Here is a 17944-nt window from a genome sequence, read left to right as displayed (position 1 = left end):
GCGTCCACCGGCTCGCTCGTTCCTGTCGTGTCAGGCCTTACGCATGTAGGTCCGGACCGTCAGCGGCGCCATGATCGCGACGATCACGGCGGCGCCGAGCAGCGACCACACGACGTGGACACCGAAGTGGCCGTCGTTGACGAGTTCACGCACCGCGGTCACGACGTGCGACACGGGGTTGACGTTCACGAACGCCTGCATCCAGCCCGGCATCGTGTCGGCAGGCACGAACGCGTTGGACATGAACGTCAACGGGAACAGGATCAGCATCGAAATGCCCTGCACCGAAGACGCTTTGCTCATCAGGACGCCCATCAGCGCGAAGATCCAGCTGATCGAGAAGGCGCAGACGACGACGAGCACACCGGCCGACACCACCCCGACGACTCCGCCGCCCGGCCGGTACCCCATCGCGATACCGACGGTGAACGTGATGGTCGTGGCGATGCCGTACCGCACGACGTCGGCGAGGAGGGCGCCGGACAGCGGCGCGATGCGGGCGATCGGCAACGACTTGAATCGGTCGAAGACGCCCTTGTCCATGTCTTCCCGCAACTGGGTGCCGGTCACGATCGACGTGGTGATCACCGTCTGGACCAGGATGCCGGGGATGATGATCGGCAGATACGACGCCACGTCGCCGGAGATGGCGCCACCGAAGATGTACGTGAACATCAGCGTGAAGATGATCGGCTGGACGACGACGTCGAACAGTTGCTCCGGGTTGTGCTTGATCTTGAGCAGTCCCCGGTACGCCATCGTGAGTGTGTTGGCGACGGACTGCTCCAGGCTGATCCGGTTCCGGGCCTCCGGAATCGGTTGCGGGCCCGCATGTGCGCGGGATTCGAGGGTGGTGGTCATGCGACGCTCCGTTCGGTATCGGCGTCGGCGGCAGTGTCTTCTGCGCCGTGGCCGGTGATGGTGAGGAAGACCTCGTCGAGACTCGGCTTCTGGACGGTGATCTCGTCGACGGCGATCCCGTGGTCGCGCAGCCGGATCAGGAGTTCCACGGTCAGCGACGGGTCGGTCATCGGTGCGGTGAGGCGGCCGATCTCCGGCGTGATCGCCACCTCCACGCCGAGGGTGTGTGCGATCACCGAACGCGCGTCGTCGATCTGGCCGCGATCGGCGAGGGTCAGCTGCAGCGACGAGACGCCGACGGACGCCTTCAGTTCGTCGGCCGTGCCGTCCGCGATCACCTTCCCGCGGTCGATGACGGCGATCCGATCGGCCAGTTGGTCCGCCTCGTCGAGGTATTGCGTGGTGAGCAGCACCGTCGACCCGTCCGCGACCAGCCGCCGGATGGTGTCCCACATCTGGGCACGCGTCCGAGGGTCCAGGCCCGTCGTCGGCTCGTCGAGGAACAACAGCGGCGGATGGGCGATCAGGCTGGCCGCCAGGTCCAGACGACGTCGCATGCCGCCGGAGAAATTCTTCAGCGGCTTCGTCGCCGCCTCGGTGAGGTCGAACTCCTCGAGCAGTTCCGTGCACTTGCGGCGGGCGTCGCCCCGGCTCAGCCCGAGCAACCGGGCGAAGATCACCAGATTCTCGACCGCCGACAGGTCCTCGTCGACCGACGCGTACTGGCCCGTGACACCGACCAGCGAGCGCACCGCATTCGGTTCGCGCACCACGTCGTGGCCGAAGATCCGGGCCTCGCCGCCGTCCGGGCGCAACAGCGTCGCAAGCATCCGCACCGTGGTGGTCTTGCCGGCGCCGTTCGGCCCGAGCACTCCGTACACCGACCCGGTCGGCACGGACAGGCTCACGCCGTCGGCGGCGCGCTGGCGGCCGAAGAGCTTCACGAGCCCGTCGGCCTCGATGGCAGGGGGAGTTGCAGTGAGGTTCATGCCGTAGACGATGCAGCCACCCACTTGCAGCGGGCTTGCACGACTCTTGCACGGGCTCACGAACACCCTCACGCTGCGGATTCACACGCATTCGCCGGAATCAGCGGCAATTGCGTCGGCATCTGACGAATCGGTGTGGGGATGGGGAATTCCACAGCCCTTCGGTTATCCACAGGTCTGCTGTTTGCCCTGGTCGGCGGCCGCGGCCGCCACCGAGCGAGGGGCACGATGCTCGATATGAGAGCACAGGACCTGATCTTTCGCCGTCATGCACTGGCCGACGGAATGACCGACCCGGAACTGCGCCGCGCGCGGGCGACGGGACAACTGGTCGCCGTGGCTGCGGGCGCCTACCTCGACGGCGACCACTCGGCAGCACTGGACCCGGTCGGGATGCATCGCGCACGGGTCGCGGCTGCCGTGGTGGCACACGATGGTGGGATCGTGGTGAGCCATGCGTCCGCCGCCGTCCTCCACGGACTCGACGTCGGCGCGGTGAACCTCGACCGGGTGCATCTGAGCCGGGAGCGACGGTCGGGCGGGCGACGGACGGCGACGCTGCACATGCACATCGCCCCGCTCGGTCCTGACGACGTCACCGAGATCGACGGCGTGGCGGTGACAGCGCTCGCCCGGACGGTGGCGGACGTCGCGCGTTCGGAATCGCTGGACGAGGCCGTCGTGATCGGCGACTCCGCCCTGCATCGCGGCGTCGTGTCGATCGCCGACGTCGGGGCGGTGCTGGAGCGTCACGGCCGGCGGAAAGGCATCGGGGCGGCTCGGCGCGCGGTGGCCATGTTCGACGGCCGCAGCGAGAGTCCCGGCGAGTCGCTCAGCCGAATCAGGATGCGCGCATGCGGGATGCCCGCGCCCGATCTGCAGCACGAAGTACGTACCGACGGCGGTGCGTTCGTCGGCCGCGTCGACTTCTTCTGGGAGCGCTGGGGAGTTGTCGGCGAGTTCGACGGCATGGGCAAGTACCGACTCGGTTCCGGGCAGGCGGGCGACATCGTGGCGAGAGAGAAGCTGCGGGAGGACGCGATACGGGACACGGGCCTCGAGGTGATCAGGTGGGTGTGGACCGACCTCGGCCGGTTCGACGTCGTGAAGGCGCGATTCGAGCGCGCGTGTGCCCGCTCCCGGCGTCGGTAAGCCGTCGTTTCCCACCGAATTGCCGCAAGCACATGCAATTGCGCGGGAATCTGACGAATCGGTGTGCATCTTCGCGCGAACGGGCGCGAACCGCTAGCCGAACCGCGCTTCCAGCGCGCGCCGGTCGACCTTGCCGGGACCGCGGAGGGGGAGGGCGTCGACGAGGTGGAGTTCGCGGGGTGCGGCGGTGGTGTCGAGGGTGCGTTCGACGAACGTACGGAGTTCGGCGAGTGTCGGTGCGGTGCCGGGTTCGGCGACGACGACGGCGGCGACGCGGCGGCCCAGCCGCTCGTCGGGGAGGCCGATGACCGCGCATTCGCGGACCGCGGGGTGGGCGATAAGGGCCGCCTCGACCACTTGCGGGACGACGGTGAGTCCGCCGGTGGAGATGGCTTCGTCGAGTCTGCCGGAGATGGCGAGGACGCCGTCGGTGACGGTGCCGGCGTCGTCGGTGCGGAACCAGCCGGGTTCGGCGAACGCCGGATGGTCGGGAAGGCCGCGGTACCCGGACGCCAGCATGGGGCCGCCGAGGAGGACGCGGCTGTCGTCGTCGATTCGCACGTGGGCGCCGTCCAGGGGCACCCCGTCGTACACGCATCCGCCGCACGTCTCGCTCATTCCGTACGTACGGACGACGGTGATCCCCGCGTCGACGGCGCGACGCAGGACCGGGGCGGGGGTGGCGGCGCCACCGAGGAGGACGGCGTCGAGCGCGGCCAGCGACGCCACGGCTTCGGGGTGGTCGAGGGCCTTGACCAGCTGGGTCGGGACGAGCGAAGTGTAGCGGCGGGGTCCGGACATCGACTCGACAGCGGCGGGCAGCGCGCCGGGGTCGAAGCCGTCGGACACGTCGATCACCACCGGGTCGGAGCCCGCGAGGACGCTGCGCAGCAACACCTGCATGCCCGCGATGTGGTGGGCGGGAAGGGTCAGCAGCCACGCGCCCGGGCCGCCGAGCCGCGCGTGCGTCGCCTCACCGCTGGCACGGAGGGCGGCCGCGGACAGCATCGCCCCCTTCGGCACGCCCGTCGTCCCGGACGTCGCGACCACGAGTGCGACACCGTCGTCGATCGGGTCCCCGGGCCGCAGTGCGTCCGTCAGCCGCCGGGTCTCCCGCTCGTCCGCGGCGGGCACGGGAAGCGCGGCGGGCGCGGTCCCGTCGAGGACCGCCGACAGTTGCGGCAGGATGCCGAGAACCGCGGCACCGGATGGGACGGGCAGGACCCGCAATTCGCTCACTGGGCAGGCCCGGCGAGCGGCCAGCCGCCTGCGGTGAGGTTGCTGCGCACCCGGTCGACGTCCGATTCCAGCGGCAACTCGTCGGTGACCTTGGTGATGAGCACCTGGATGTCGGTCTTTTCGATGGGCAGGTCGCCCTCCTCGACGAGGGCGTCGGCGACGGCGTCCACCTCGTCTTCCGACAGGCGGCGGGTGAGCAGCGCGAACAACGGAATGTAGTCCTGCTCGGGTACGCCGTTCGGGTAGCCGGCGCGCAGCCAGCCGATGATGGAGGAGAGAAAGGGTGGAAGGCTCATGGCTAGCCTGCGTCGCGGGTTTCTTCCGCGTCGTCGGAACCTTCGCCGTTCTCGGCATCGGTACCGACCGGCCAGCCCCCGGCCTCGAGATTCTCCGTCACCCGCGCAACGTCCTCCTCGGACGGTTCCTCGTGGGTGATCTCGCTGATGAGGCGCCGGATGTTGTCGTAGTCGACGTGGCGTTGCGGCGTCTCGTGAGCGGTTTCGATCGACAGCGCGACGACCTGTTCGATCTCCTCGTCGGTGAGACGGCGACGCAGCACGGCCAGCAACGCGAAATGGTCCTTCGCCGGGACTCCCTCGGGGTACCCGGCGCGTAGCCAGTCGAGCACGGAGCTAAGTGAGTTCTTGGGCACGCGTTCGGCCTCTTTCGTCGATGGAACGGGGACTCGGGGTCGCCGCTCAGAAGATGTGGATACCGAAGCTGCTGGCCAGGAAGTCCTTCATCAACAGAAGTATCCCAGTGATGATCGCGATCAGCACCACGGCGAAGCAGGCATAGGCGCCGATCCGGGCTGCGACGGTCGGCTGCGAGGTGCCCTCGGCGGTGTCCGCGCCGCCGAGCGACCTCAGTCCGAGCGCGAAGATCGCGGGCAGGCCGGCGCCGAACAGCAGACCGACGAGGACGACCTGCCAGAGCGACTGAACGGTGGTGGTCAGCAGTGTCATGGGAGCCCCCTTCAGCGGTTCGCGGCGGGACCGGTGGAGTCCGCGGTCTCGGCTACTTCCGGTTCGGGACGGTCGGTGGGTTCGGCGGGAGCGGCGGCATCGCCGGACTCCCATTCGGCGTTCACGTTGCCGGACGTCACCGGTTGCAGGCGGGAGCGCAGGTACATGAATCCGGCGAGCAGGATCAGGGCGGCGAACACGACGAGAACGCCTGGCAGGCCGCCGATCAGGTGGGCGATGACCCAGCACACCGCGCCGACGATCGCCGCCGACGGCAGCGTGACCAGCCACGCGACGGCCATGCGTCCGGCGATGCCCCAGCGGACCTCGGCGCCCTTGCGTCCGAGCCCGGTGCCGAGGATGGATCCGGTCGCGACATGGGTGGTGGACAGCGGCAGTCCGAGGTGGCTGGACGTGAGGATGATGGCGGCGGACGAAGACTCCGCGGCCATGCCCTGGGGAGCGGAGATCTCCACGAGTCCCTTGCCGAGGGTGCGGATGATGCGCCAGCCGCCGAGGTACGTGCCGAGGGCGATGGCGATTGCGCAACTGAGCTTCACCCAGAACGGCATCTCGTCGTCGGCGGACAGGCTTCCGTGCGCGACCAGTGCGAGGAAGATCACGCCCATCGTCTTCTGGGCGTCGTTGGTTCCGTGGGCCAGCGACACGAGGGAAGCGGAACCGATCTGGCCGATCCGGAACCCGTGTTCCTTGGTGTCCTCCGGTACGCCCGAGGTGATCCGGTAGACCAGCTTGGTGCCCGCGGTGGCGACCAGAGCCGCGACCACGGGGGCGAGGACGGCGGGAACGACGACCTTGCTGAGCACCCCGCCCCACTCGACACCGCTCATGCCGATGGACGCGATGGCCGCACCGATCAGACCGCCGAACAGTGCGTGCGAAGAGCTGGACGGCAGGCCGAGCAGCCACGTCGCCAGATTCCAGATGATGCCGCCGACCAGGCCCGCGAACACGATGAGCAGCAGATCCTCGCCGCCCACTTCTCCCAGGTTTACCACGCCCTTGGCGACCGTCGCCGCAACCTCCACGGACAGGAACGCGCCGACGAGATTCAACGACGCGGAGAGCGCGACAGCGACCTTGGGTCGCAGAGCTCCCGTCGCGATCGAGGTGGCCATTGCATTGCCGGTGTCGTGAAAGCCGTTCGTGAAATCGAAAGCGAGGGCGGTGACTACTACCACCAGGAGAACTACGAGCTCTGCGGTCACACCCAGATTGTGCGGATTTCAACTGAAAAAGTACAGCTGACGTTAGGGGTACAGGATCACTCCTGCGTATGGCCTTCCGTCAGTTCTCACCCTTCGGACGGGAGTCGCGGCGGATGGGGTGATCCTCCGGGATCTGCACCAGCACGATCGGGATGCCGTCGGGGTCCGCGATCCACATCTCGTACAGCCCCCACGGTTCCTGCCGGGCCTCGCGGTCGATCTTCACCCCGGCGAGGACCAGCTCGGTCTGGACCGCGGTGAGGTCGCGAACCTGCAGCCAGAGGGCGCCGTCGAAGGACGTCGACTCGCCGGTGCCGCCGTGCGCGGCGACCTCGATGAGGCCCTGACCGGCGAAGAACACGGTGCCCCCGGGGTATTCGCGGGCGATGGCCAGCCCGAGGATGTCGCGGTAGAAGCTCAGCGTCGTCGTGTAGTCGCGCGGCCGCAGAATCGTCCTGCTGCTGAGGATTTCCACCCGTCATTCTCCTTCGCCGGGCCGGGCTTCGTGTCCCGTCCGGCCGTGTGTGCGTCGATCTTCCTTCATCTCGGCCTCGTACAGGTGCCGCCGTCCGTCCGCGAGTTCGTGACGTGCGCCACGTTCGTGCTCGCGCAGCGGCGACCAGTACTGGTCGTCGAACTCCTCGACGATCTGGAACGTCCACCGGCCCTCGACGACGTTGCGGCCGACGAGTTCGGACTGCACCCGGTCCGCGATGTCGGGGTGACCCGCGTCGCGCAGTGCGTCGACGGCCTCACCGAGCTGGAAGTCGGCGTGGCCGATCAGCTGATGGAACGAGTAGAGGTGGCCGCGGGCCCGTTCGACCGTTTCGAGGGCCTCGGACAACTTCCCGAGCGCGGCGACGGTGTCGTCACTCACTCCGGGCGGACGGCGATGTTCCGGCGCGGGGAGCTCGCGGTCGATGCTCATGTGGGTCAGTGTGCCCGAATCGGGCACGCCGCGCGCCCTCTCCTGCCGTGGCGGCGAATCCGGGCGCGTAATTCACCCTCCGAGGGTCTACTCCCGCGTGTTCTCCCGGTGCTGGACTGGATTGGCAACTGTGGACGACGAGGGGATTGGGCCATGAGTTCGAGCGTGACAGGGAAGCCGATACGGGGTGGCGAAGCGTTGCCGTTCCCGCCGACGCCGTCGGGAAGCATCGCGGGCCGGACCATGCAGGAGTCGGTGTACAGCCCGAGTCCGAAGGAGCGGCGGCTTCCCGACGACGCCCCGAACATTCTGATCGTCCTCATCGACGACGCCGGACCGGGTCTGCCCAGCGGCCTCGGAGGTGAGGTGAACACCCCGACACTCGACGCGATGCTGCAGGACGGCGTCGGCTACAACCGATTCCATACGACCGCAATGTGTTCACCGACCCGCGCGTCGCTGCTGACCGGCCGCAACCACCACCGGGTCGGGAACGGGCAGATCGCGGAGCTGGCCAACGACTGGGACGGTTACTCCGGTCACATCCCGCGGTCGAGCGCGACGGGGGCCGAGGTGCTTCGTCAGTACGGGTACAGCACCGCCGCATTCGGGAAGTGGCACAACACTCCCGCCGAGGAGACCACCGCCGCAGGTCCGTTCGACAACTGGCCGACCGGTCTCGGGTTCGAGTACTTCTACGGCTTCCTCGCCGGCGAGGCGTCGCAGTACGAGCCGAACCTGGTGCGGAACACGACAGTGGTGCTGCCCCCGAAGACGCCGGAGGAGGGCTACCACCTCAGCGAGGATCTCGCGGACGACGCGATCGGCTGGCTGCGCAGGCACAAGGCGTTCGAGGCGGACAAGCCGTTCTTCATGTACTGGGCCAGCGGCTGCCTGCACGGACCGCACCACATCATGAAGCCGTGGGCCGACAAGTACGCCGGGAAATTCGACGACGGCTGGGACGCCTACCGGGAGCGGGTCTTCACGCGGGCGAAGGAGAAGGGCTGGATTCCCCCGGAGGCGGAGCTGACCGACCGCGACCCCACCATGGCGGCGTGGGACGACATTCCCGAGGACGAGAAACCGTTCCAGCGCAGGCTGATGGAGGTGGCCGCCGGGTACGCCGAGCACTGTGACGTCCAGGTGGGCAGGCTGTTCGACGAACTGGACCGCCTGGGGTACCGGGACGACACCCTGGTTCTGTACATCTGGGGCGACAACGGGTCGTCCGGTGAGGGCCAGAACGGCACGATCAGCGAACTGTTGGCGCAGAACGGCATTCCGACCACGCCCGCGCAGCACATCGCGGCGCTCGAGGAACTCGGTGGCCTCGACGTCCTGGGGTCGCCGAAGACCGACAACATGTATCACGCGGGCTGGGCGTGGGCGGGTAGCGCACCGTACAAGGGGATGAAGCTGCTGGCCTCCCATCTCGGTGGCACCCGCAACCCGATGGTCGCCCGGTGGCCTGCGAAGGTGACCCCGGACCCGGTACCCCGCACGCATTTCCTGCACTGCAACGACGTGATGCCGACGCTGTTCGACATCGTCGGGATCACTCCGCCGCGGACGGTGAACGGTGTTCCGCAGGACCCGATCGACGGCGCCGGTTTCGCGCAGACGCTCGTCGACCGCGATGCCACGGGCGGGAAGCTCACCCAGTACTTCGAGATCATGGGCAGCCGGGCGATCTACCACGACGGCTGGATGGCGTCCGCGTTCGGACCGCGCGCACCGTGGGCGGTGGGTATGCCGGGCGGCATCCGGGACTGGAGCCCGGACGACGACGTGTGGGAGCTCTACAACCTGGACGAGGACTGGACCCAGAACCGGGATCTCGCCGAGCAGCATCCGGAGAAGCTGGCGCAACTCCGGGAACTGTTCGTGATCGAGGCGGCGAAGAACAACGTGCTCCCCATCGGTGGCGCGCTGTGGGTGGTCGCGCTGCATCCCGAGCAGCGGATCTCGACGCCGTACACGAGCTGGGAGTTCTGCGGCGACACGGTCCGCATGCCCGAGTTCTGCGCGCCCGCGCTGGGCAAACAGGAACAACCGGGTCACCCTCGACCTCTCCGCTCCGGAGAATCCGAGCGGAGTGCTGTACGCACTGGGGAGCAACGCGGGCGGGCTCACGTGCTTCGTCGACGACGGCCATCTGTGTTACGAGTACAACCTGTTCATCCTGATGCGCACGAAGATTCGTTCGACCGTTCCGCTTCCGCCGGGCACCCGGAAGGTGGAGGTGGTCACGGAGTTCGTGGAGGCGCGGCCCGGTGGCCCGCTGAACGTGAAGCTCTTCGTCGACGGCAGTGTCGTCGGGGAGGGGCAGGTGCCGGTGAGTGCGCCGTTGCTGTTCACAGCCAACGACTGCCTCGACGTCGGCACCTGCCTCGGTTCCCCGGTGTCGCTGGACTACTACGACAGGAAACCGTTCCCGTTCAACGGCACGATCGACCGCATGTCGGTCGAGTACACGTAGAGAGATGGGCTCTCAGAAGTACCAGGGGTAGGGCTTCCAGTCGGGTTCGCGCTTTTCGAGGAAGGAGTCGCGGCCCTCGACCGCCTCGTCGGTCATGTACGCCATGCGGGTTGCCTCGCCGGCGAACAGTTGCTGACCGACGAGGCCGTCGTCCTGCAGGTTGAACGCGTACTTGAGCATGCGCTGCGCCTGCGGGGACTTGCCGTTGATCTTGGTGGCCCAGTCGATTGCGACGTCCTCGAGTTCGGCGTGGTCGACGACCTTGTTGACGGCGCCCATCTGATGCATTTCCTCGGCGGTGTACGTCTCGCCGAGGAAGAAGATCTCGCGGGCGAACTTCTGGCCGACCATCTTGGCGAGGTAGGCGCTGCCGTACCCGCCGTCGAAGCTGCCGACGTCGGCGTCGGTCTGCTTGAACCGGGCGTGTTCGCGGCTGGCGAGCGTCAGGTCGCACACGACGTGCAGGCTGTGACCGCCGCCCGCGGCCCAGCCGTTGACGAGGCAGATGACGACCTTCGGCATGAACCGGATCAGCCGCTGGACCTCGAGGATGTGGAGGCGTCCGGCGCGCGCCTTGTCGACGGTGTCCGCGGTTTCGCCTTCCGCATACTGGTATCCGCTGCGGCCGCGGATGCGCTGGTCGCCGCCGGAGCAGAACGCCCAGCCCTCGTCCTTGGGGCTCGGGCCGTTGCCGGTGAGCAGCACGGCACCCACGTCGGATGTCATCCGGGCGTGGTCGAGCGCCCGGTACAACTCGTCGACGGTGTGCGGGCGAAAGGCGTTGCGTACTTCGGGACGGTCGAACGCCACCCGGACGATTCCCTGGGTGACATGCCGGTGGTAGGTGATGTCGGTCAGGTTCTCGAAACCGGGAACCGGTCGCCAGTGCTGCGGGTTGAAAGTCACGGCTCCGAGGTTATCGGGTGCCGTTGGCGGGTGTCCGCGCGCGCAGCAGTTTGCCCGGGTTTACCGTGCAGGTATGAGCGAACAGGCTGCGGACGTCACCCGTCTCGACCGCGACGGCGACGACGAGTACGAGCACCATGGCGGGTTCCCCAAGTACGAGCCGGTGACGCCCGGTCCGGACTGGGCCCGGTTCGTCGACGGAATGCGCACGTTGCAGGACCTCGCGGTGTCCGTGAACGCCCCGGACGGCGTGCTCGCCGCAGCTGCGGACCAGGTGGAGAAGCTGGCCGAACTGCTCGGGCCGCACGTCGCGCCCGAGGGGCGGTCGCCTGCGGGCCGCACGATCGAATTGCCGGGCCGGGGAAGTCTCCTCCTGCCGCCGTGGAACATCGAGAAGTTCGGGCCGGACGGGGTGCGGAGTACCGGCATGTTCCGCCGCTACCACCTCGGTGGGAACGGCGCCGCGCACGGCGGCACGCTGCCGCTGCTGTTCGACGACCTGATGGGCATGATCGTCCACGCGTACGGCCGGCCCATCAGCCGCACCGCGTACCTGCACGTCGACTACCGCGCGATCACACCGCTGAACACCACGCTCGCCATCGAAGGGAAGGTGGACCGCGTCGACGGGCGCAAGACGTACATCACCGCCCGGATGACACACGGTGAGACGCTCCTCGCCGAATGCGAGGCGCTCATGCTGGTGCTCCTGCCCGGGCAGCCCTGACCCGTGACGTCCCTGCCCTCCCTCGGGGAGGTTCTGGCCGACGCGGTCGTGGTGAGTCTGCCCATGCGCGTGCGGTTCCGCGGCATCACGACGCGAGAAGTGTTGCTGCTGCGCGGTCCCGCGGGATGGGGCGAGTTCGCACCGTTTCCCGAATACGCGGACGACGAGGCAGCGCACTGGTTGCAGTCGGCGATCGAGGACGCCTGGCTCGGACCACCGCCCGCGGTGCGGACGCGGGTGCCGATCAACGCGACCGTCCCCGCCGTCGACGCAGACCGGGTGCCCGACGTGCTCGCGCGGTACCCCGGCGCACGGACCGCGAAAGTGAAAGTGGCCGAGGGCGGTCAGACCCTCGACGACGACGTCGCGCGGGTGCGGGCGGTCCGCGCGCTCGTCCCGAACGTGCGCGTCGACGCCAACGGCGGCTGGTCGGTCGACGAGGCCGAGGCCGCGCTGCGGGCACTGACCGCCGACGGTCCGCTCGAATACGCCGAGCAACCGTGCGCGAGCGTGCCCGAGCTGGTGGAGGTCCGCAGGCGGATGCCCGGCGTGCGGGTGGCCGCCGACGAGAGCATCCGGCGGGCCGAGGATCCGCTGAAGGTCGTGCGGGCAGGCGGCGCGGACGTGGCCGTCGTGAAGGTCGCCCCGCTCGGCGGGATGCGGCGACTGCTGTCGCTGGCCGACGAGTTGTCCTCGCACGGTGTGCCGGTGGTCGTGTCGAGCGCCCTGGACACCGCCGTCGGCATCGCTGCTGGTGTCGCCGCCGCCGCGGCCCTGCCTGAATTGCAGTTCGCGTGCGGTCTGGGGACCGGGGGACTGTTCGAGGCGGACGTGGTCCGCTCCCGCGAACCGGTCGACGGCGAACTCGCCGTCGAAGCGGTGGCACCCGACGCCGACCGTGTCACGGCTCTCGCGGCGTCGGAGGAGCGTTCGCGCTGGTGGATCGAGCGGGCACGCCGGTGCCATGGCCTGCTCGAACAACGCGGCGGTCGGTTTTTCGTATAGTGTCTGGCCGGACCTGATCGCTCAGTCAATACGGAGGCATTGAAAGTGGTTGCAGCTCTGAACGAAACCCTGCTCGACGAGTCGCGCGTTCCTGCGGTCGTCGCAGACGTCCAGGCTCTCATCGACGCGGAGGTTTCGGACAAGTCGGGGGCCTCGGGACTGGCACTCAAGGGTGGATACGGCGCCGTCAAGAAGGTGGGACCGTCGATCGTGCCGGACGCCATCGAGGGTCTGCTGCCGGCGTTCGTCACCAAGCTCGAGCCGTACTGGCAGTCGTTCACCGCCAGCGGTGAGGCCGGATTCTCCGAGTACCTGGTCGCGCGCAGCGACGAGGTCGCGGACTCGCTGCTCGGTGTGACCGACGAGCGCATCGAGGGCAGCGACCGCGGCGCTGTCAAGAAGGTGTACTCGTCGCTGCGCCCGTCGGCGAAGAAGAATGTGATCGAGGCACTTCCGCGTCTGGGCGCCCTCGTCCAGAAGCACGCCAACTGAGAACCCAGGTGAGTGGCAAAGCGTGCCCCGGCACACTTCGCCACTCACCTGTGGTCAGTTGGCCGCGTGACCGTGGCGCCAGTACCCGGTGAACGAGATGTTCGACTTCGGGATGTGGCGCTCGTTCACGAGGTGGCGCCGCAGCGCCGTCGTCAGCTCGCTCTCGCCTGCGACGAACGTGTAGGAGGGCCCGGCGGGCAATTCCGCCTGCTTCACCGTGTTCAGTGCGAGCACCCCCGGGCGGGCGTCGGCGTCCTCGCGGACGAGCCAGTGCACGTTCACGCCGTCACCCACCGAAACGTCCTGAGCGTCTTCGGCATCGGGGATCTCGACGAACACCTCGGCCCGCAGGTCCTGCGGCGCCGAGCGCAGGATCCCGACGATCGCGGGAAGCGCGCTCTCGTCACCGACGAGCAGTTGCCACTCGGCGTCCGGAGTCGGGTTGTAGATCAGGCCCTCGTCGAGGATCGCCACCTCGTCACCGGCTGCGGCCGCGTTCGCCCACGCCGACGCGGGACCGAGGTCGCCGTGCGAGGCGAAGTCGATGTCGATCTCGGTGGTGTCGCCGAACGTTCCCGACCCTGCGACGCGGAGTTCGCGGACCGTGTAGTTGCGCACCACCGGCCGGGTGTCCTTGGACATCAGCTTGTACTGGGCGTACCAGAGGTTGCTCGCACTGGTCGGAAGCCGCAGCGTGCTCTGTCCCTGCTGGGGGATGAACATCCGGAACCACTGGTCGAAGCCCATGGGGCTGACGGAGTCGAGTTCCTCACCCGCGATGGTGACGCGGACGAAGTTCGGGCTGATCTGCTTGCCTGCGACCACTCGTGCGGACGCGATCCGGCGACTCCGAGGTTTGACGAACTTGCTGCGCTGGGCCATGTCGGTGGTAGCTCCCCCGGTTGCGGTCTGGTTATCAGGTAAGCCTAACCAATTGAGTGGTTATTCGGGGCGGTGCGGGCGGTCCAGCATCACGACCTTCGGCGGCAGACCCCACTCGTTACGGCCGAGGCGGCTGAGCGGAGCGAGTTCGGCGAAGTCCGGCAGCCCGTCGTCGGCGAGCGCCTCGGAACGCACCGCGATCGTGACGACGTCGCCCATCACCACGAACGAGTCACCGACCGGGGTCACCCCGTGCAGGGTGCATTCGATGGCGACCGGCGAACCCGCGACCCGGACCGGCCGGACCCGCTCGCTGGGCTCGGTCTCGATGCCGAGCGCGGCGAACTCGTCGACGTCGCTGTCGTAGGTGGCGGAGCTGGCGTTGACGGCCGCCACCAGGAGCTCCGTCGCCAGGTTGATCACGAACTCACCCGTCGCCTCGATGTTCCGGAGGCTGTCCTTGCGGGTGACGGACGTGAACTGCACCACCGGCGGCTGCGTGCTGGACACCGAGAAGAAGCTGTACGGGGCCAGGTTGGCCACCCCGTCCGCGGAGACCGTGGACACCCACGCGATCGGTCGCGGCACCACCGAGGCGGTCAGCACCTGGTAGATGCGGCGTGGAGGAAGCTCGGCGGGATCGAAGACAGTGCGCATGTCCACATGGTGTCAGCGCCCGGGATGTGGCCGTGAACTCACCCGGCCAGGTCGCCGGACGGGGGTGCCGGAGGATCTGACACTCTTGATGGCGTGAACCCGTCCACTGCTCAAGCCACCGCGGTCGTCGACGAACTGGTCCGCGGGGGAGTACGCGAGGTCGTGCTCTGCCCGGGTTCGCGGAATGCGCCGCTGGCATTCGCCCTGCAGGCCGCCGACCTCGAGGGCCGACTGCGGCTGCACATGCGCATCGACGAGCGCACCGCGGGATTCCTCGCACTCGGCCTGGCCGTGGCAGGCAAGCGTCCCGTCCCGATCGTCATGACGTCCGGCACAGCGGTCGCCAATCTCGGTCCCGCCGTCCTCGAGGCGAACTACGCCCGGGTGCCGCTCGTGGTGCTCAGCGCCAACCGCCCGTACGAGATGCTCGGCACCGGCGCCAACCAGACCATCGAACAACTCGGCCTGTTCGGCAGCCAGGTGCGCGCGACCATCAGCCTCGGCCTGGCCGAGGACGACGCAGCGCAGAACAGTCAGTGGCGGTCGGCGGTCTGCCGGGTCCTCGCCGCCGCGCGCGGCACGAGGTCGGGCAACGCCGGACCCGTGCACTTCGACATCCCGCTCCGGGAACCGCTCGTCCCCGACGTGCACGCGCAGGGCCCGGTCCCGCAGGGACGTCCGGGTGGGGCGGCGTGGACCACCACCCAGCACGCGACGCTGGACGTGGCGATGGACCTCGACATCACCGCTGACACCATCGTGATCTCCGGGCACGGATCGGCGCTGCGACCGGAACTCGCCGGACTTCCGACGGTCGCCGAGCCGACCGCGCCCCTGCACGGCATCCCGGTGCATCCGATGGCGCTGCCGCAGCTCAAGCCGCGGCAGGCCGTCATCACCGGACGCCCCACCCTCCACCGGTCCGTGTCGAAGGTCCTCGCCGATCCGGCGGTGGCCGTCTACGCGCTCACCACCGGCCCCCGCTGGCCCGACGTGTCCGGGAACGTGCTGGCCACCGGAACCCGCGCCGTGGTGACCGGTGAACCCGACCGGGTCTGGATCAACCGGTGCCGCACGCTGTCCGAACACACCGATAAGGCGGTGCGCGAGCAACTCGCCGCACACCCGAAGGCGACGGGCCTCCACGTGGCGGCCGCCGTCATGGACGCCCTGATCGACGGCGACCAGTTGCTGCTCGGCGCGTCCAACCCCGTCCGGGACGCGGCACTGGTCAGCTATCCGGCGCCGAAGGTCCGGGTGCTGTCCAACCGGGGCGTCGCCGGCATCGACGGCACCGTGTCCGCCGCCGTCGGGGCGGCGCTCGCCTACGAGGAGGGGCGCACGGTGGCCCTGCTCGGCGACCTCACGTTCCTGCACGACGCGTCCGGGCTGCTCATCGGCTCGGGCGAACCGCGGCCCCGGGACCTGACGATCGTCGTCGCCAACGACGACGGGGGCGGCATCTTCGAATTGCTCGAACAGGGCGATCCCCAGTACGCCGGGGTGTTCGAGCGGGTCTTCGGCACCCCGCACGGGATGGATCTCGCCGCACTCTGCGCCGCCTACCGGGTGGAGCATCACCTGGTGGGTCTGGGTGAACTCTCGACGCGGCTGAGCGCGCCCGACGCGCCCGGCGACCGCGGAATCCGGGTGCTCGAGGTGACCACCGAACGTTCCGGGCTGCGCGAGTTGCACGCCGCGGTGCGGGCACAATTGTGAATGCGCGGGTGACACGGCGGGTCCGGCGCGGGGTGCTGGTGGCGGCGATCGGCATCTCGATCCTGGCCGTCCTCCTCGTCCTCGCAGCCTGGCGCAACGACCACACGATCGAATCCGACCGCGGCGCGGCCACGGCGGAGGTGCTGTCGGCCGGGTCGCTGCGGTCGGCCATCAGCTTCGTCACCCCCGACGGCGTGACGCACAACCCCGAACTCGGTGTGCTGTATCCGACCAACCTCACGGTGGGTCAGCGGATCGACGTCGAGTACGCGCGCAGCGACCCCGATCTGGTGCGGGTGTCCGGGCGTGACGCCAGCGTGGCCGTGATCCCCGCCGGCTCGCTGATCGTGGTGACGTGGCTGATCGCGGGACCGGTGCTCTGGTATCTCCGGCGACGGGAGATCTCGGCGGAATCCGCGCCGGCAGTGTCATCCTGAATTTCCCGGAACTTCGCGCGACAGTCACGTCGATCTCGCTGCTGTGACCACGAGCACTGCCACGCTGAGTGCGTGAGAGTAGCCATCGTCGCGGAATCGTTTCTTCCCAACATGAACGGTGTGACCAACTCGGTGCTGCGGGTTCTCGACCATCTGCAGCACACCGGACACCAGGCGATGGTCGTCGCCCCGGACACGGTCGGTTCGCAGGCGCCCGCGCCGGCCGAACACGACGGTGTGCCCGTCCACCGGGTGCCCGCGGTGATGGTTCCGAAGGTCAGTTCGCTCCCGGTGGGTCTGCCGCAACCCGGACTCACCGCCGCCCTGCGGGCGTTCGACCCCGACGTCGTGCATCTGGCGTCGCCGTTCCTCCTCGGGGCGGGCGGTCTCGGTGCCGCGCACCGGCTCGACGTCCCCACGGTCGCGGTGTACCAGACCGACGTGGCGGGGTTCGCCGAAAGCTACGGTCTCGGCATCACCAGCCGGGCAGCGTGGGCATGGACGCGTCGCATCCACCGGAGTTGCACGCGCACCCTCGCCCCGTCCACGTCGGCGGTCGAGGCCCTCGCCGAGCAGCGGATTCCGAGGGTCCACCGCTGGGCGCGCGGGGTGGAGACCACTCGATTCGCGCCGTCCCGCCGCAGCACCGGCCTGCGCGACTCCTGGCTGGGCGGCTCCGACCGGCTGGTCATCGGTTTCGTGGGCAGGCTCGCGCCCGAGAAGCACGTCGAGCGGCTCGCCGCGCTGGCGGGCGATCAGCGGGTGCGGCTGGTGATCGTCGGCGACGGTCCCGAGCGGAGCCGGTTGCAGCGGTTGATGCCCGACGCCGTATTCACCGGCCAACTCGGCGGTGTGGAACTCGCCGAGGCGTACGCGAGCCTGGACGTCTTCGTCCACCCGGGCGAGCACGAGACGTTCTGCCAGGCGGTGCAGGAGGCGCTGTCCAGCGGGGTGCCGGTCATCGGACCGGACGCCGGCGGACCCCGCGATCTGGTCGCGCACTGCCGCAACGGCTACCTGCTTCCGGTCGACCGGTTCGGCGAACTGCTGCCGAGCGCCGTCGACGCGCTGCGGGACCGTCGCATGCGGGCCCGCTTCGGGGAGGCCGCCCGGCAGTCGGTGCTGCACCGCACGTGGCCCGCGATCTGCGACGAGTTGCTGGGCCACTACGCGGCGGTCGCCGGCGGTCAGGGCTTTCGCGAAACCAAGGCCGCCTGACCGGCGGATCGACTTCGGCGGGGAATTCGAGGGACCGGCTCGTCGTTGCCCGGGGT

Annotated in this window: 19 protein-coding genes and 1 pseudogene; 8 read left to right on the top strand and 12 right to left on the bottom strand. The window is 68.9% G+C overall.

Translation table 11 applies throughout. From position 1 onward, the window contains the following. Nucleotides 1-30: 30 nt before the first annotated feature. Nucleotides 31-861, bottom strand: coding sequence for an ABC transporter permease (locus tag I1A62_RS16810; protein WP_124395092.1), 831 nt, complete (start codon nt 859-861; stop codon nt 31-33). Then, nucleotides 858-1850 carry an ATP-binding cassette domain-containing protein gene (locus tag I1A62_RS16805; protein ID WP_219459215.1) on the bottom strand — a complete coding sequence of 331 codons (993 nt, stop codon included), beginning with the start codon at nt 1848-1850 and terminating at the stop codon, nt 858-860. The genes I1A62_RS16810 and I1A62_RS16805 overlap by 4 nt, the downstream gene beginning before the upstream one ends. A gap of 237 nt (nt 1851-2087) precedes the next feature. Between I1A62_RS16805 and I1A62_RS16800 the strand changes: the two genes are divergently transcribed. Further along, a complete protein-coding gene (locus I1A62_RS16800; protein ID WP_219459214.1) occupies nt 2088-3002 on the top strand; it encodes a hypothetical protein in 915 nt (304 codons plus the stop codon). 93 nt (nt 3003-3095) lie between these two features. On the opposite strand, the gene menE is transcribed toward I1A62_RS16800, so the two are convergent. The 7 genes from menE to I1A62_RS16765 form a co-directional block, all read right to left on the bottom strand. Next, nucleotides 3096-4241: an o-succinylbenzoate--CoA ligase gene (menE, locus tag I1A62_RS16795; RefSeq protein ID WP_219459213.1), complete on the bottom strand. Its 1146-nt coding sequence runs from the start codon at nt 4239-4241 to the stop codon at nt 3096-3098. Then, a complete protein-coding gene (locus I1A62_RS16790) occupies nt 4238-4537 on the bottom strand; it encodes a DUF3349 domain-containing protein (protein ID WP_087561625.1) in 300 nt (99 codons plus the stop codon). Before I1A62_RS16790 ends, menE begins: the two co-directional genes overlap by 4 nt. Nucleotides 4538-4539: 2 nt before the next feature. Next, the gene (locus tag I1A62_RS16785) at nt 4540-4893 is read right to left on the bottom strand and encodes a DUF3349 domain-containing protein (protein ID WP_087561624.1); all 354 of its coding nucleotides are present in this window, start codon (nt 4891-4893) and stop codon (nt 4540-4542) included. Nucleotides 4894-4939: 46 nt separating this feature from the next. Then, on the bottom strand, nt 4940-5206 hold the full coding sequence (locus tag I1A62_RS16780; RefSeq protein ID WP_124395088.1) for a hypothetical protein: 267 nt from the start codon (nt 5204-5206) through the stop codon (nt 4940-4942). 11 nt (nt 5207-5217) lie between these two features. Continuing rightward, on the bottom strand, nt 5218-6435 hold the full coding sequence (locus tag I1A62_RS16775; RefSeq protein WP_219459212.1) for an inorganic phosphate transporter: 1218 nt from the start codon (nt 6433-6435) through the stop codon (nt 5218-5220). Nucleotides 6436-6514: 79 nt separating this feature from the next. Then, complete coding sequence (locus tag I1A62_RS16770; protein WP_124395086.1) at nt 6515-6910, bottom strand: VOC family protein; 396 nt, start codon at nt 6908-6910, stop codon at nt 6515-6517. A gap of 3 nt (nt 6911-6913) precedes the next feature. Continuing rightward, nucleotides 6914-7363: a hypothetical protein gene (locus tag I1A62_RS16765; RefSeq protein ID WP_124395085.1), complete on the bottom strand. Its 450-nt coding sequence runs from the start codon at nt 7361-7363 to the stop codon at nt 6914-6916. Nucleotides 7364-7516: 153 nt separating this feature from the next. Between I1A62_RS16765 and I1A62_RS16760 the strand changes: the two are divergent. Beyond that, nucleotides 7517-9845 (top strand): annotated as a pseudogene (locus I1A62_RS16760) (arylsulfatase). Nucleotides 9846-9857: 12 nt separating this feature from the next. On the opposite strand, the gene I1A62_RS16755 reads toward I1A62_RS16760, so the two are convergent. Further along, nucleotides 9858-10751: a 1,4-dihydroxy-2-naphthoyl-CoA synthase gene (locus I1A62_RS16755; protein ID WP_072939980.1), complete on the bottom strand. Its 894-nt coding sequence runs from the start codon at nt 10749-10751 to the stop codon at nt 9858-9860. Between the two features lie 73 nt (nt 10752-10824). Between I1A62_RS16755 and I1A62_RS16750 the strand changes: the two genes are divergently transcribed. The 3 genes from I1A62_RS16750 to I1A62_RS16740 are packed head-to-tail and all read left to right on the top strand — an operon-like array spanning nt 10825 to nt 12975. Next, nucleotides 10825-11478 carry a PaaI family thioesterase gene (locus tag I1A62_RS16750; RefSeq protein WP_124395083.1) on the top strand — a complete coding sequence of 218 codons (654 nt, stop codon included), beginning with the start codon at nt 10825-10827 and terminating at the stop codon, nt 11476-11478. 3 nt (nt 11479-11481) lie between these two features. Further along, the gene (locus I1A62_RS16745) at nt 11482-12483 is read left to right on the top strand and encodes an o-succinylbenzoate synthase (RefSeq protein WP_219459211.1); all 1002 of its coding nucleotides are present in this window, start codon (nt 11482-11484) and stop codon (nt 12481-12483) included. Nucleotides 12484-12528: 45 nt separating this feature from the next. Continuing rightward, nucleotides 12529-12975, top strand: coding sequence for a hypothetical protein (locus I1A62_RS16740; protein ID WP_072939989.1), 447 nt, complete (start codon nt 12529-12531; stop codon nt 12973-12975). A gap of 54 nt (nt 12976-13029) precedes the next feature. Here I1A62_RS16740 and I1A62_RS16735 read toward each other — a convergent pair whose 3' ends face one another. After that, the gene (locus I1A62_RS16735; RefSeq protein WP_124395080.1) at nt 13030-13857 is read right to left on the bottom strand and encodes a siderophore-interacting protein; all 828 of its coding nucleotides are present in this window, start codon (nt 13855-13857) and stop codon (nt 13030-13032) included. A 60-nt stretch (nt 13858-13917) separates the two neighbouring features. Further along, a complete protein-coding gene (locus I1A62_RS16730) occupies nt 13918-14514 on the bottom strand; it encodes a flavin reductase family protein (protein ID WP_124395079.1) in 597 nt (198 codons plus the stop codon). Between the two features lie 93 nt (nt 14515-14607). On the opposite strand from I1A62_RS16730, the gene menD reads away from it, so the two are divergent. From menD to I1A62_RS16715, 3 genes are all read left to right on the top strand, one after another. Next, on the top strand, nt 14608-16233 hold the full coding sequence (menD, locus tag I1A62_RS16725) for a 2-succinyl-5-enolpyruvyl-6-hydroxy-3-cyclohexene-1-carboxylic-acid synthase (protein ID WP_124395078.1): 1626 nt from the start codon (nt 14608-14610) through the stop codon (nt 16231-16233). After that, nucleotides 16230-16670 carry a DUF3592 domain-containing protein gene (locus I1A62_RS16720; RefSeq protein WP_124395077.1) on the top strand — a complete coding sequence of 147 codons (441 nt, stop codon included), beginning with the start codon at nt 16230-16232 and terminating at the stop codon, nt 16668-16670. Before menD ends, I1A62_RS16720 begins: the two co-directional genes overlap by 4 nt. Before the next feature lie 72 nt (nt 16671-16742). Next, nucleotides 16743-17888 carry a glycosyltransferase family 1 protein gene (locus tag I1A62_RS16715; RefSeq protein WP_219459210.1) on the top strand — a complete coding sequence of 382 codons (1146 nt, stop codon included), beginning with the start codon at nt 16743-16745 and terminating at the stop codon, nt 17886-17888. Nucleotides 17889-17944: the final 56 nt, after the last annotated feature.

The sequence above is a fragment of the Rhodococcus sp. USK10 genome (assembly GCF_019378875.1).
In the GTDB taxonomy this organism is placed as follows: domain Bacteria; phylum Actinomycetota; class Actinomycetes; order Mycobacteriales; family Mycobacteriaceae; genus Rhodococcus_F; species Rhodococcus_F pseudokoreensis.
This window is presented reverse-complemented; position numbering and strand designations above follow the sequence as displayed.

What these genes read in the sequence shown, in the direction of transcription:
- I1A62_RS16800 (WP_219459214.1), top strand. Translation starts at nt 2,088, where the DNA reads ATGAGAGCACAGGACCTGATCTTTCGCCGTCATGCACTGGCCGACGGA.
- I1A62_RS16730 (WP_124395079.1), bottom strand. Translation starts at nt 14,514, where the DNA reads ATGCGCACTGTCTTCGATCCCGCCGAGCTTCCTCCACGCCGCATCTAC.
- I1A62_RS16750 (WP_124395083.1), top strand. Translation starts at nt 10,825, where the DNA reads ATGAGCGAACAGGCTGCGGACGTCACCCGTCTCGACCGCGACGGCGAC.
- I1A62_RS16765 (WP_124395085.1), bottom strand. Translation starts at nt 7,363, where the DNA reads ATGAGCATCGACCGCGAGCTCCCCGCGCCGGAACATCGCCGTCCGCCC.
- I1A62_RS16780 (WP_124395088.1), bottom strand. Translation starts at nt 5,206, where the DNA reads ATGACACTGCTGACCACCACCGTTCAGTCGCTCTGGCAGGTCGTCCTC.
- I1A62_RS16735 (WP_124395080.1), bottom strand. Translation starts at nt 13,857, where the DNA reads ATGGCCCAGCGCAGCAAGTTCGTCAAACCTCGGAGTCGCCGGATCGCG.
- I1A62_RS16790 (WP_087561625.1), bottom strand. Translation starts at nt 4,537, where the DNA reads ATGAGCCTTCCACCCTTTCTCTCCTCCATCATCGGCTGGCTGCGCGCC.
- I1A62_RS16810 (WP_124395092.1), bottom strand. Translation starts at nt 861, where the DNA reads ATGACCACCACCCTCGAATCCCGCGCACATGCGGGCCCGCAACCGATT.
- I1A62_RS16805 (WP_219459215.1), bottom strand. Translation starts at nt 1,850, where the DNA reads ATGAACCTCACTGCAACTCCCCCTGCCATCGAGGCCGACGGGCTCGTG.